Source organism: Mycobacterium sp. RTGN6 (assembly GCF_033804605.1).
In the GTDB taxonomy this organism is placed as follows: domain Bacteria; phylum Actinomycetota; class Actinomycetes; order Mycobacteriales; family Mycobacteriaceae; genus Mycobacterium.
Genome location: NZ_JAPZKZ010000004.1, coordinates 549,594 through 562,280, shown reverse-complemented (window position 1 = coordinate 562,280; position 12,687 = coordinate 549,594). Strand labels below are relative to the sequence as shown.

The following is a 12,687-nucleotide window of genomic DNA, read 5'->3' as shown; positions in this document are numbered from 1 at the left end:
CTGGCATCTTCAATAAAACAACCACACCCCTAAACGAGAAAAAAGAGCATGGCAAAAAACAAACAAACAAAAACCACCAAACACACTATTGAGTTCTCAAACAACACACCCGCTCCGACCGCGCAACGACCCCGCGGCTTAAACCGCTAGTCGTAGTGCGGACAGAAGAGGACACCCACCGAAGTGGGCTTCCCTCTGGGATGCCGCCGCGCTCTCCGGGTTTTGGCCCGTGTCGCAGCGACTTGGTTAAGTTACGTCAGGGATAACAGCGAGTCAAATCGCCTGGTAGAGGGCGCTTTCGGCACATCGGTACTCCCGTACCATTCATCCAACGCGTTCGACCCCCGCGATATTCCGCTTGCCCCTACGGAGCACCAACCATCGGCCGTGGAGGAAGTCGGACGGCTGGGGCACCCACTCGTCGCTCTCGACGCGGGCGTTGTTGACCGAAACCCCACCCTCGGCGATCGTTCGCCGCGCCGCACCCTTGCTCGGCGACAGTCCGGTGGCCACCAGGAGGTCGGTGATCCCGTCTGGTCCCCCAGCAGGGAGTTCGGCGACGGCGGCCTCCCGCAGCGCGGCGGCCAGCGTCGGTTCGTCGAGGTCGGCTAGCTCGCCACGGCCGAAGAGCGCGCCGCTGGCGTGTTCGACGGAATCGGTGGCGGCCTGGCCGTGGACCAGGGAGGTGAGCTCTTGAGCGAGCCTGCGCTGCGCGGCCCGTTCATGCGGGCGTTCGGCGGTCGCCCGCTCGAGGTCACCAACCTCTTCGGCCGGCAGGAAGGTGAACCACCGCAGGTACGGGACGACGTCGGCGTCGGTGGTGTTGACGAAGTACTGGTACCAGGCATACGGGCTGGTCATCGCGGGGTCGAGCCACAGGTTGCCGCCGCCGGTGGACTTGCCGAACTTCTTGCCCTCGGAGTCGGTCACCAGCGGCGTCGTCATCGCATGCACGGTTGCGCCCAGCTTCTGTCGCACCAGCCGCGCGCCTGCGACGATGTTTCCCCACTGGTCGGAGCCGCCAATCTGAAGCCCGCAACCGTGGCGCTGGTGCAACTCGACGTAGTCGTTGGCCTGCAGCAGCATGTAGCTGAATTCGGTGTACGAAATGCCGTCGCCCTCGAGCCGGCGCCGCACCGTGTCCCGGTCGAGCATGACGTTCACGGAGAAGTACTTGCCGACGTCGCGAAGGAACTCGATCGCCGACAACTCCCCGGTCCACGACAGGTTGTTCTCGACGATGGCACCGGTGGACGACGCGTCGAACTCGACGAACCGTTCGAGCTGGCCGCGGATGCGCGATGACCAATCCGCCACGGTGTCAGCGGTGTTGAGGGTCCGTTCCCCCGTATCGCGGGGATCGCCGATCATCCCGGTCGCGCCGCCCGCGAGCACGATCGGTCGGTGACCTGCCTGCTGGAAGCGTCGCAGGGTGAGCAGGGGCACCAGATGGCCTGCGTGCAGGCTCGGTGCGGTCGGGTCGAATCCCGAGTACACGGCCATGGTCCCCGCGGCGAGCTCCGCCGCTAGCGCGTCGCGATCGGTCGACTGAGCTATCAGCCCACGCCAATCCAGCTCCTCGAGGATGCCCATGCGTCGATCTTCCCGTATCAATCGCTGTCGCCCGGTGCGGGTGCCCGCGGACTACGTCGGTACGACGACACCTCGGGGTGGTCGGGCAGCCAGAACCGCCACGGTCGATCCGCGGCTTGGCTCACGCCGACACGGGGACCGCACCGTGCGGCAGGCGGGTCGGCGAGGGTCAGCGTGACGGGGCCGTCTGATGCGAAGAGGTCGATTCCGTTGTCGTCCATGGTGATTCCGAGGGCCTGGCACAGGTTGCCGGGACCGCGGGCGAGCGCCCTGGTGGGCAGCGGCCGCCCTCGACGGGACAGCGCCACGTCGACGCCGTCGTGCATCGCCGCAGCACGGATCAGGACCGCGCCCGCAACACCGACGGATGCGCACACGACGTTGGCGCACACGTGGATGCCATGACTGCGATAGGTGTAGAGCCGTCCGGCGGGGCCGAACATCACCACGTTGCGGCCGCCACGCCCCCGGAACGAATGCGATGCAGCGTCGGGCCACGGTCCGTCGGCCGGGCCGCCATAGGCCTCCACCTCGACGATCGTCGCGGACGCCGCCCGACCCGTGAGACGGGCTCCGAGCAGGCGGTTGGCGGCCTCGACGGGATCCACCGCAAGCGGCCCGGGACTCATACGGCGATTGTGCCCGGTGGTCTTGACACCGCTGTCGGCCGGGCGCATTATTCATCGCATGATGACTTCATCGAGTGATGAATTAATCCGGCGAGGCGCCGAACCCGCCGTTTCGGTAGAGCAGCTGACAGTGATCCGAGGCAAGCGCAAAGCACTCGACGACGTCACGGTGCGCATCGCCCGAGGCACCATCACGGGACTACTCGGCCCGTCGGGCTGCGGCAAGACCACGTTGATGCGCTGTGTCGTCGGCACCCAGGTGATCGCATCGGGGACGGTGACGGTGCTCGGCCAACCTGCCGGTTCCGCCGAATTGCGCAGCCGCGTCGGCTACGTCACCCAGGACGCGACCATCTACGACGACCTGCGGGTGATCGACAACGTGCGCTACTTCGCCTCGTTGTACGGATCGGAGGCCACCGCCGCCGATGAGGCCGTCTCGGCCGTCGGTCTCACCGATCACCGAACAGCCTTGTGCGGCAACCTCTCCGGCGGTCAGCGCACCCGCGCCTCGTTGGCATGCGCACTGGTATCGAACCCCGAGTTGCTGGTGCTCGACGAACCCACCGTCGGGCTCGACCCGGTGCTGCGGGTCGACCTCTGGGATCAGTTCGACCAGCTCGCCCGCCGCGGAACGACCCTGCTCGTATCGAGCCACGTCATGGATGAGGCCGACCATTGCGGCGACCTGCTACTGATGCGGGAGGGTCACCTCCTCGCGCACACCACGCCACGTCGACTCAGGGAGGACACGGAATGCACGTCACTGGAGGAAGCGTTTCTGTCCGTCATCCGGCACAGCACCGCAGTCGCAGCAGGCTGAGCCCACAGGCGTACGTCGCCACCACGGTCCGAATACTGCGGCAGCTCGCCGGTGATCACCGCAGCGTGGCGATGATCCTCGTCGTCCCGAGCTTGGTCATCACGTTGATGTACTTCATGTTCCAGGACGTGCCGCACCCACCCGGGGTGCCGTCGCCGTTCAACAACGCCTGTCTGATCATGTTGGGAGTCTTCCCGCTGATCGTGATGTTCCTCATCACGTCCATCACGATGCAGCGCGAGCGGGTGTCCGGCACGCTCGAGCGGATCCTCACCACTCCCCTGCGCAGGCTCGACCTGCTGGCCGCCTACGGCACCGCCTTCTCGATCGCTGCGGCCGCGCAGGCGACGCTGGCCTGTGTGGTGTCGTTCTGGCTCCTGGGTCTGGACACCGCGGGCAGCCCGATCCTGGTGTTCGTGATCGCGATCATCAACGCCGTGCTCGGCGTCGGACTGGGCCTGCTGTGTAGCGCGTTCGCGCGCACCGAGTTTCAGGCGGTCCAGTTCATGCCGGTGGTCATCGTGCCGCAGCTGCTGCTGTGCGGCATCATCGTCCCCCGCGCCGTGCTGCCCGAGTGGCTGCAGTGGATCAGCAACGCCATGCCCGCCAGCTACGCACTCGAGGCACTCCGGCAGGTCGGCGCCTATCCCGACCTGACCGCTACGGCGGCTCGGGACATCGCCATCGTCATCGGATTCGCCGTGGTCGCACTCGCACTGGCCGCGGCCACCTTGCGGCGCCGCACGCCGTGACGGCCTCGCATTCCCGCAGTCGGCGCAAGCGGCCCGGCCGCCCCCCTGGCACGTCGGACACCCGCGAACGCATCCTGGCGTGTGCGCGAGAACTCTTCGCGCGCAACGGGTTCGACAAGACGTCGATCCGGGCGATCGCCACCGCCGCCGACGTCGACCCCGCGCTGGTGCACCACTACTTCGGCATCAAGGAACAACTCTTCGCCGCGGCCATCCACATCCCCATCGACCCGATGTTGGTCATCGGCCCCATGCGCACCACTCCGGTCGACGAACTCGGACTGACGCTGCCGTCGCTGCTGCTGCCGTTGTGGGACTCGGAAATGGGGTCCGGGTTCATCGCGACCCTGCGGTCATTGCTGTCGGGCAGCGACGTCTCGCTGATCCGTACTTTCCTGCAGGAAGTGATTGCAATAGAAGTCGGCAGCCGCGTCGACAATCCCCCGGGGTCCGGGCGGATTCGCGTGCAGTTCGTCGCATCCCAGCTCGTCGGAGTCGTGATGGCGCGCTACATCCTGGAACTAGAGCCGTTCAAGTCGCTGCCGGTCAATCAGATCGCCGAGACCATCGCACCCAACCTGCAGCGCTATCTCACCGGTGACCTACCGGGACTCGGCTAGGCCTTCGCGCGCTCGAGCAGGCGTTCGTGTTCGGCGTCGTCGGTGATCGTCACCGCGTCGTCGACCAGCAGCACGGGAATCCCGTCTTCGATGCGGTAGAGCCGTCGCAACCGCGGGTTGTACAACGCCTCGTCCTCAATGAGCAGGAGCGGGCCGCGGTCCTCCGGGCACACCAGAATCGCCTGGAGCCGTTCGGACAGCACGTCGACTTACTGACCGGGGGCGATCGGGACCATGATCGCGCCGTTGTTGCCGGGAACGCCGCCGGGAGTGACCCCGAAGGTCGTGGGTTGCTGGGGTTGAGACGCGGCACGCATCTTGTTCCTCATCTGAAACTTAAGGGTGGCCTCTAGCGCCTCGACCAACGGGGCCTGGTTGGGCCGCTTCTCCAATGCGTCCACGATGGCCGCGCGGTTGGATGCCGACGCCATGTATCCCTGCGAACGGAGCGTCATGATCTTGTGGATCAGAACGGAGACCTGGCCACCGCCGGCACCAGTGTCGTAGTCCGTGGCGATGATGGCGAGGGCCTGGTCGGCCGTCATGTCCGGCGAGAGCTCGCCCGCCGCGGGAGCGTCTGCCTCAGTGCTCGGAGTCGCGGGGTCGGCCAGCGCGGGGGCCGCGCCCACCACCAGTCCAGCGGCGAGCGCGCCGCCTGCCAAGGCCGTCGTGACGGCGCGCCGCCAGCCCGTGATGCTGCTGGTTTGCGATGTCATCGATCCTCCATTGCGCGGGGTTCCCCGACCCGAACGGCGACCTGCCGCCAGCGGGAGCCTAACAGTGTGACGCGAGTGACGCACGGGCTCATTCGTCTCCGTCTCCACCGGCCAGTTCGGCCCGAACGGCCGCGGTCAGGCGTTTGAACACGCCCGTTTCGTCGTCGAGGTACCACGCATAGCGCGACGGTTTGGGCAGCCCCGCGGCACGCAGCGGTCCCAGCAGCGGCCGGTACGACGCTCCGAGCGTCATGTCCGGCACGACGTGCACGATGTCGGGCCGGTTGCCCACCGGCAACTCGGCCAACGCCGCATTGAGGTCGGCCGTCGGGACGCTGCCCCCAGGGCAGAGCGTCACGGCCGTCACGGCCAGCTGCCTGCCGCCCACTTCGATGCCGTACGTCACGGCGAGGTCGACGGCGCCGACCCGTCCTGCGACGTCGTTGACGGCGGCGCTGAACACCGGACCGCGCTCGGTGTGGATGACCGAACGGCGGTTGTCGACGAGCCAGAAGTCGCCGTCCTCGTCGCGACGGAACAGGTACTCCGTGGACACCCAGGTATCCGCAGGAGCGAACACCCCGCGCTTGACGGACGCCGTCGGGTCGATGGGACCGCGCGGATGGGCCAACAGCACGCCGACCTCGTTGGGTGCGGCGAGGCGGACGAAGCCGCGCTCGTCTTCGAGAATGAGGTCGTCGTCGACGTCGTACGCGGCAAGTTCGACGTGTCCGCCGCCGGGCAGGGGGCGGCCCTCGCTGCCACGCTTCGCGCCGGAGACGTTGGCCAGCACGGCCTGTCCGTCGGTCGTCGCGAAGAACTCGACGATGTGCGCAGGCTGGAACTCCTCCTCGACGCGCTTCCACAGGCCCGTCGGCATGCCCGACCCGATGAAGAGCCGCACGGGATGGTTTCCGTTGAGCACGAACGACGGGTCGTCGATGACGTCGCGCAGCATCGCCCACGTGTAGGAGACGACGGTGACGCCGTACTGCCGGAGTTCGTGGACGAACCGGTCGGGGCGCAGGCCGCGTGACAGCGCGATGCGCGTACCGCCGACGACGGCGCCGCCGAGGCTCACCAACAGGCCGGATTGGTGATGGAGCGGCGTGAGGCAGTAGACGGTGTCGCCGCGGCCGAGGTTGGCCGCCGACGCCGTGCCGAACGCGGACAGCGCCCACCGGAAGTTGGTGATCTGGCGGGCGACGAGTTTGCCGCCGACGGTCGCGAACGCGATGTAGGCGAGGTCCTTGGCGTACCCGGGGTTGGGGCGATACCAGCCCGGCAGTGCGACGACGTCGGGATCGATCTGCTCCATGTCGACGACGTCGGCGTCGCCGGGCAGGTGCAGATCGCGGTTCTCGCCGCCGCCAAGCACGAGGATCCGCAGTGGAAGTCGGCTTGCCGCTGCGAGATTGCTCGGGTCCGCGATGACGTCGGACACGCCGCCAAGCACGGCCGCTTCGGCCAGATCTGCGTCGGGTGGCATGAGCACCGCGACCGCACCGAGCCGAGACAGCGCGGCGATGGCGACCAGCGCGCTGGGTCGGGTTTCCATCAGCACGCCGACGTGCGCGCCCTGCCGCACCCCCACGTCGATGAGCCCGCGGACGACGTTGTTGATGCGTCGGTCGACGGCTTCATAGGTGTGGACGCGCCCGTCGAACAGCAGGAACTCGCCGTCGGGCGTCGCGTCGACCTGCTCGCTCATGATGCGGCCGAGCGAGATGCGGGTGTGGTCGTTGATCTGGCCGAGGCGCGCCAGTCGGGGCAGCGTGCGGGCGGTCTCGATGACGAGTGCGCGGGCGGACTTGTTGGCCGCGACGAACGCGTCGGCGGCCGAACGGGCCACGCTGAAGGACATTTCGGTCGCCGCTGCGGCGCCGTGCGCGATGCGGGAGGCGAGCGGTACCCCGCTCTCGCTGGGTTCGGTGGGTTGCAGCGCCATCGGGACGACGTCACCGGGCAGGTCACCGTCGCCCGAGAGCCACTTGACCCACGCCGCGACGGTCGGCCACGTCTGCATCGCGGCCTTGGACCCCACGACGAGGCCGAAATGTCCTGTGCGGATGAGGTATTCGTACACATCGGCCTGCGGTGCGGCGCGCTTGATGCCGCGCACGGACGCCGGCTGGCCGATGTCGTCGACCTCCCCGATCACGGCGAGCACGGGGCAGTCGATGTCGCTGAGAGTGACGAGGTCACCGTGGATGGAGAAGCCGCCGCTCATCATCCGGTTGTGGGCGATGAACTGCTTGAGCAGTTCGGCGATGGCCGGCCCCGACCAGGCGATCCACCCGTCGTTCGACAGGAACCGACGCTGCTGTTCGCGCGGCAGCAGGGCCTCGCGGTCGTGCAGCTGGCGCACGAAGTCCAGCCGCGACTGGGCGGTCTTGATCGGGTCGAGCATCTGGAAGCCGGTGCGCGCCAACCACCCGGGGATGTCGATGCGGCTGAACACGTGGTCGGCCATGAAGTCCGCGACGCCCACGGCGAGATTGGGGGGCAGGTTCATCGGCAGTGCGGCCAGCGTGTCGACGGGCGACCCGAAGCCGACGATGCTGGCCAGGTCCTTCGAACGCCGGAACGCCGCGGTCTGGTAGGCGAACATCCCGCCCTGGGAGTAGCCGGCCAGGTGGACGTCGCGCCCCGTGACCTCCTTGACGGTGTCGATCGCGTCGCTCAGCGCCACGACGTGATCGGCCAGGTTGCGGTCCATGCCGCCTTCGACCTGGTCGGGCGACCCGAAGTCGATGACCCACGGGTCGATGCCTGCGGCATGCAGGATGCCGACGGCGCCTTCGTGTCGGGTGACGTCCCACATGTCGGCCGACATCATCATCGGGTGAATCATCAGCACGGGCGGTCCCGCGGGCGTGGCGCCCGGCCGGGTGTCCGGCGGGAAGTAACGCCGCAGCCGGTACATCGGCACACTTTGGATGATCTGGAACGGCGAGGGCACCGCGCCGGTCTCCAGACCGCCGTAGCGCAGCACCTCGAGCCCGTTCTGAGCGGTCGCCACGAGCCGCCCGACCGGCCGGGTGAATGCCGAGAAATCGACCACTGGGCTCCCCTTTTGCGATCTCGAATCCCCCGATTGCCGACGTCATCATGGCACAGCGAGCTGGTCGTCCCGCCGGGATTGGGCGGACGGCGGCCGTCGCCGCGCACCCTATGATCAGCGCCTGATGGCCAACCTGATCAACCTCGAACGCGCCTCCGTGAGCTTCGGTACGCGCACCCTGCTCGACGGGGTCAGCCTCGGCGTGGACGAAGGCGACGCGATAGGCGTCGTCGGGCGCAACGGCGACGGCAAGACCACGTTGTTGGAGGTCCTCACCGGAACCCGCACGCCTGACTCGGGGCGCGTCACCCAGACCTCCGGGTCGTCGGTGGGCTACCTGCGGCAGGCGGACGACTTCGCCGCCGATGCGACCGTCCGCGACGTGATCGTCGCGGGGCAACCCGACCACATCTGGGCGGCGGACGCGGATACCAGAGCCGTGGTCTCGCATCTGCTGGGTGAGCTGGATCTCGACAGCGCCGTCGGCAGCCTCAGCGGCGGTGAACGGCGCCGGGTCGCGCTCGCGTTCGTACTGCTGGCCGACCACGACGTGGTGGTGCTCGACGAACCGACGAACCACCTCGACGTCGAGGTCATCGCGTGGCTGGCCGAGCATCTGGCCGCGCAACGTTCGAAGGCACTGGTCGTCGTCAGCCACGACCGCTGGTTCCTCGACGCCGTGTGCACGCGGACGTGGGAGGTCCACGACGGGAGCGTCGATGCCTACGAGGGCGGATACGCGGCGTACGTGCTCGCCCGGGCCGAACGTATGCGCATCGCGGCGGGCACCGAGGCGCGAAGGCGCAACCTCATGCGCAAGGAGCTCGCCTGGCTGCGCCGGGGCCCACCGGCGCGCACGTCGAAGCCGAAGTTCCGCATTCAAGCCGCCAACGACCTGATTGCCAACGAACCGGAGCCGCGGGACTCGCTCGCGCTGCAGCGCTTTGCCACGGCTCGGCTAGGCAAGGACGTGTTCGACTTGCATCGCGTCGTGCTGGAGCTGGGCGGCAAGGTTCTGCTGGACAAGCTCGACTGGTCGATCGGGCCTGGCGTGCGCATCGGCCTCGTCGGCGTCAACGGAACCGGCAAGTCGTCGGTGTTGAACCTGCTGGTCGGTGAACTGCCCCCGACCTCGGGCACCATCAAGCGCGGCAAGACGCTGAAGATCGGCTATCTCAGTCAGGCCCTGGTCGAGTTGGACGCCAACGACCGCGTGCTCGACGCCGTCGAAAGTGCCAAGCGAATCACCGAAGTCGCCAGCGGAAAGGAAGTCAGCACGGCGACGCTTCTGGAGGACTTCGGGTTCACCGGCGACAAACTGACCACGCGCCTGGCCGACCTCTCCGGCGGAGAGCGGCGGCGGTTCCAGTTCCTGCGGCTGCTGCTCGACGAGCCGAACGTGCTGCTGCTCGACGAGCCGACCAACGACCTGGACATCGACACGCTGAACGTCATCGAGGACTATCTCGACGGATGGCCAGGCACGCTGATCGTGGTGACGCACGATCGCTACTTTCTCGAGCGGGTCGCCGACGTCACCTACGCGCTACCCGGCGGCGGACGTTGCGTGCTGCTGCCCGGCGGCATCGAGCAGTACCTGGCGGACCGCGCCGCCGCCGAGGCACCGGTGGCCGTGCGTCCGGCCGAGCGCGGGGAATCGTCGTCAGCCCGCGAGCGGCGTACGGGAAAGGAGTTGGCGCGCATCGAGAGTCAGCTCGGCAAGGTCGATCAGCGGATCGCGACCCTGCACGCCACGATGGCCGATGCGGCATCCGACCACGTGCGGGTGAGCGAGCTCAACTCCGAACTACGCGAGCTGCATGCCCGCCAGCAAGCACTCGAGGAGGAGTGGCTGACGCTGGCCGAGGACTAGGGCCGTAGGCCGATCCTGAGTCGATCCGCGGTGTCTCGCACCACGCCAAGCTGCTTGGCCACCTGAACCGGTGCGGTGCCGCCGCGGGCGTCGCGCGAGTTCACCGAGCCGGCGATCGTGAGCACGTCGCGCACTTCGGCCGTCAACCCGGGATGGATACCCGCGAGTTCGTCGTCGGCGAGCTCCTCGAGTCCGACGCCGCGGGCCTCGGCCGCCTTAACGGCGGCGCCCGCCGCCTCGTGCGCAACCCGGAACGGAATGCCTTGCCGCACCAGCCATTCCGCGATGTCGGTGGCCAGCGTGTAGCCGAGCGGCGCGAGCTCGGCCATCCGGTCGGCGTCGAAGCGCAGCGTGCTGATCAGTCCGGCGACGGCGGGCAGCAGCAGTGCGAGCTGTGCCACGGAGTCGAACACCGGCTCCTTGTCTTCCTGCAGGTCCCGGTTGTAGGCCAGCGGCTGAGCCTTGAGCGTGGCCAGCAGGCCGGTGAGGTTCCCGATCAGCCGGCCCGACTTGCCTCGTGCGAGCTCGGCGATGTCCGGGTTCTTCTTCTGCGGCATGATCGAGCTGCCGGTCGACCAGGAGTCGTGCAGCGTAACGTAGCCGAATTCGGTGGTGCTCCAGAGGATCACGTCCTCGGCCAGCCGAGACAGGTCGACGGCGATCATCGCCAGCACGAACGCCGCCTCGGCGGCGAAGTCACGCGAGGCCGTCGCATCGATCGAGTTGTCGGCTGCCGCCGTGAATCCGAGTTCTTCGGCGATGGCGTCGGGGTTCAGTCCCAGCGACGAGCCCGCGAGCGCGCCGGATCCATAGGGCGACACCGCGGCCCGCTTGTCGAAGTCGACGATGCGCTCGACGTCGCGCAACAGCGGATGCGCGTGTGCCAGCAGGTGGTGCGCGAGCAGCACCGGTTGCGCCGACTGCAGGTGCGTCTTGCCCGGCATGATCTCCGTCGGATGGCTCGCGGCCTGCGTGGCCAGCGCGGCGACGACGTCGAGTGCGCCGTTGCCGACGTCGCGCATGTTGTCGCGCAACCACATCCGGAACAGCGTGGCCACCTGGTCGTTACGCGAGCGACCCGCCCGCAACCGGCCGCCGAGCTCGTCGCCGACGCGGTCGATCAGCCCGCGTTCGAGTGCACCGTGGACGTCCTCGTCGGTGGGCAGTGGTCCGAAGCTGCCGTCCGCAACGTCGTCACCGAGGCTGTCCAGCCCGACCAGCAGCCCGTCGCGCTGCTCTTCCGTCAGCAGGCCTGCGGAGAAGAGCACGCGGACGTGCGCCTTCGACGCCCTCACGTCGTACGGTGCGAGCACCCAGTCGAAGTGGGTCGACTTGCTCAGCGCGGCAAGGGCTTCCGAGGGACCGTCGGAGAACCGGCCGCCCCACAGCGAGCCCTCGTTGGTGGTCACGAGCGGAAGTCTCGTTGCGCCGCGATCTTGGAGCTCAGCCCATGCACGTGCACGAAACCCTTGGCACTGGACTGGTCGAAGGTGTCGCCCTCGTCGTAGGTGGCCAGGTTGAAGTCGTAGAGCGACTCGCTGCTGCGACGACCGTTGACCGCGATGTGCCCGCCGTGCAGCACAAGGCGGATCTCGCCGGTGACGTGCTCCTGGGTGTGGTCGACGAACGTCTCCAGCGCACGCTTGAGCGGCGAATACCAGAGCCCGTCGTAGACGAGCTCACCCCAGCGTTGGTCGGTGGTCCGCTTGAATCGCGCGAGTTCGCGCTCCAGCGTCACGTGCTCGAGTTCGGTGTGGGCGGTGATGAGCACCATTGCGCCTGGCGCCTCATAGATCTCGCGGCTCTTGATGCCGACCAATCGGTCCTCGACCACGTCGAGCCGCCCGACGCCTTGGGCGCCCGCACGGCGATTCAACTCGACGATGGCCTCCAGCACGGTGACGGGCTTCCCGTCGATCGACACCGGCACGCCCTTTTCGAAGCCGACGATCACCTCGTCGGGCGAGCTCCAGTTGACCGTCGGGTCCTCGGTGTAGTCGTAGACGTCCTTGGTGGGGGCGTTCCAGAGGTGCTCGAGGAAGCCGGTTTCCACCGCTCGACCCCAGACGTTCTGATCGATCGAGAACGGCGAGCGCTTGGTGACGTTGATCGGGATGGCGTTCTCCTCGGCGAACGCGATGGCCTTCTCGCGGGTCCAGGCGTAGTCGCGGACCGGCGCCAGCACCTCGAGATGGGGTGCCAGCGAGGCGAATCCGACCTCGAAGCGCACCTGGTCGTTGCCCTTGCCGGTGCAGCCGTGGGCGACGATGCCGCCGCCGTGCTCGCCCGCCGCCTCCACCAGGTGCTTGACGATCAGCGGACGGCTGATCGCCGACACCAACGGATAGCGGTCCATGTAGAGCGCATTGCTCTTGATGGTCGGAAGGCAGTACTCGTTGGCGAACTCGTCGCGGGCGTCCACCACCACCGCCTCGACGGCGCCGCAGTCGAGCGCCCGTTGCCGGATGACCTCCATGTCCTCGCCGCCCTGGCCGAGGTCGATGGCCACGGCAACCACCTCGCGGCCGGTCTCCTTGCCGATCCAGCTGATCGCCACCGAAGTGTCCAGACCACCGGAGTACGCCAGGATGACGCGTTCGGACATTGAATCGATCTC

At 67.8% G+C, this 12,687-nt stretch carries 11 protein-coding genes; 4 read left to right on the top strand and 7 right to left on the bottom strand.

The genetic code is table 11. The annotated features are described in order from the left end of the window. Positions 1-324 precede the first annotated feature (324 nt). Together tyrS and SLQ33_RS13545 are read right to left on the bottom strand one after the other, a co-directional pair. Positions 325-1,593 (bottom strand): tyrosine--tRNA ligase, encoded by a 1,269-nt coding sequence (gene tyrS, locus SLQ33_RS13550; RefSeq protein WP_319454341.1) that lies wholly within the window; start codon positions 1,591-1,593, stop codon positions 325-327. 17 nt (positions 1,594-1,610) lie between these two features. Then, entirely contained in the window at positions 1,611-2,222 is a 612-nt protein-coding gene (locus tag SLQ33_RS13545) for a DNA-3-methyladenine glycosylase (RefSeq protein WP_319454340.1), read from the bottom strand. A 58-nt stretch (positions 2,223-2,280) separates the two neighbouring features. Here SLQ33_RS13545 and SLQ33_RS13540 point away from each other — a divergent pair, with 58 nt between their 5' ends. From SLQ33_RS13540 to SLQ33_RS13530, 3 genes are read left to right on the top strand one after another with little or no spacing between them, the layout of a single operon-like run. Beyond that, positions 2,281-3,045, top strand: a complete 765-nt coding sequence (locus SLQ33_RS13540; protein WP_319454339.1) for an ABC transporter ATP-binding protein — start codon at positions 2,281-2,283, stop codon at positions 3,043-3,045. Beyond that, positions 2,979-3,797 carry an ABC transporter permease gene (locus SLQ33_RS13535; protein WP_319454338.1) on the top strand — a complete coding sequence of 273 codons (819 nt, stop codon included), beginning with the start codon at positions 2,979-2,981 and terminating at the stop codon, positions 3,795-3,797. The genes SLQ33_RS13540 and SLQ33_RS13535 overlap by 67 nt, the downstream gene beginning before the upstream one ends. Continuing rightward, positions 3,794-4,417 (top strand): TetR/AcrR family transcriptional regulator, encoded by a 624-nt coding sequence (locus SLQ33_RS13530; protein WP_319454337.1) that lies wholly within the window; start codon positions 3,794-3,796, stop codon positions 4,415-4,417. Before SLQ33_RS13535 ends, SLQ33_RS13530 begins: the two co-directional genes overlap by 4 nt. On the opposite strand, the gene SLQ33_RS13525 is transcribed toward SLQ33_RS13530, so the two are convergent. The 3 genes from SLQ33_RS13525 to SLQ33_RS13515 all read right to left on the bottom strand — a co-directional run bounded on the left by SLQ33_RS13525 (position 4,414) and on the right by SLQ33_RS13515 (position 8,197). Then, positions 4,414-4,620, bottom strand: a complete 207-nt coding sequence (locus tag SLQ33_RS13525) for a Trm112 family protein (RefSeq protein WP_319454336.1) — start codon at positions 4,618-4,620, stop codon at positions 4,414-4,416. The two genes, SLQ33_RS13530 and SLQ33_RS13525, sit on opposite strands and share 4 nt — an antisense overlap. A gap of 6 nt (positions 4,621-4,626) precedes the next feature. Beyond that, a complete protein-coding gene (locus SLQ33_RS13520) occupies positions 4,627-5,133 on the bottom strand; it encodes a hypothetical protein (RefSeq protein ID WP_319454335.1) in 507 nt (168 codons plus the stop codon). Positions 5,134-5,221: 88 nt separating this feature from the next. Continuing rightward, entirely contained in the window at positions 5,222-8,197 is a 2,976-nt protein-coding gene (locus SLQ33_RS13515) for an acyl-CoA synthetase (protein ID WP_319454334.1), read from the bottom strand. Between the two features lie 124 nt (positions 8,198-8,321). Between SLQ33_RS13515 and SLQ33_RS13510 the strand changes: the two genes are divergently transcribed. Beyond that, the gene (locus SLQ33_RS13510) at positions 8,322-10,070 is read left to right on the top strand and encodes an ABC-F family ATP-binding cassette domain-containing protein (RefSeq protein WP_319454333.1); all 1,749 of its coding nucleotides are present in this window, start codon (positions 8,322-8,324) and stop codon (positions 10,068-10,070) included. Here SLQ33_RS13510 and argH read toward each other — a convergent pair. Further along, on the bottom strand, positions 10,067-11,479 hold the full coding sequence (gene argH / locus SLQ33_RS13505) for an argininosuccinate lyase (RefSeq protein WP_319454332.1): 1,413 nt from the start codon (positions 11,477-11,479) through the stop codon (positions 10,067-10,069). The two genes, SLQ33_RS13510 and argH, sit on opposite strands and share 4 nt — an antisense overlap. Next, on the bottom strand, positions 11,476-12,675 hold the full coding sequence (locus SLQ33_RS13500; RefSeq protein ID WP_319454331.1) for an argininosuccinate synthase: 1,200 nt from the start codon (positions 12,673-12,675) through the stop codon (positions 11,476-11,478). The genes argH and SLQ33_RS13500 overlap by 4 nt, the downstream gene beginning before the upstream one ends. Positions 12,676-12,687: the final 12 nt, after the last annotated feature.

Bases quoted from the DNA above. Each gene is read 5' to 3' on its own strand.
- SLQ33_RS13520 (WP_319454335.1), bottom strand. From the start codon at position 5,133: ATGACATCGCAAACCAGCAGCATCACGGGCTGGCGGCGCGCCGTCACG.
- SLQ33_RS13535 (WP_319454338.1), top strand. From the start codon at position 2,979: ATGCACGTCACTGGAGGAAGCGTTTCTGTCCGTCATCCGGCACAGCAC.
- SLQ33_RS13540 (WP_319454339.1), top strand. From the start codon at position 2,281: ATGATGACTTCATCGAGTGATGAATTAATCCGGCGAGGCGCCGAACCC.
- tyrS (WP_319454341.1), bottom strand. From the start codon at position 1,593: ATGGGCATCCTCGAGGAGCTGGATTGGCGTGGGCTGATAGCTCAGTCG.
- SLQ33_RS13500 (WP_319454331.1), bottom strand. From the start codon at position 12,675: ATGTCCGAACGCGTCATCCTGGCGTACTCCGGTGGTCTGGACACTTCG.
- SLQ33_RS13545 (WP_319454340.1), bottom strand. From the start codon at position 2,222: ATGAGTCCCGGGCCGCTTGCGGTGGATCCCGTCGAGGCCGCCAACCGC.
- SLQ33_RS13510 (WP_319454333.1), top strand. From the start codon at position 8,322: ATGGCCAACCTGATCAACCTCGAACGCGCCTCCGTGAGCTTCGGTACG.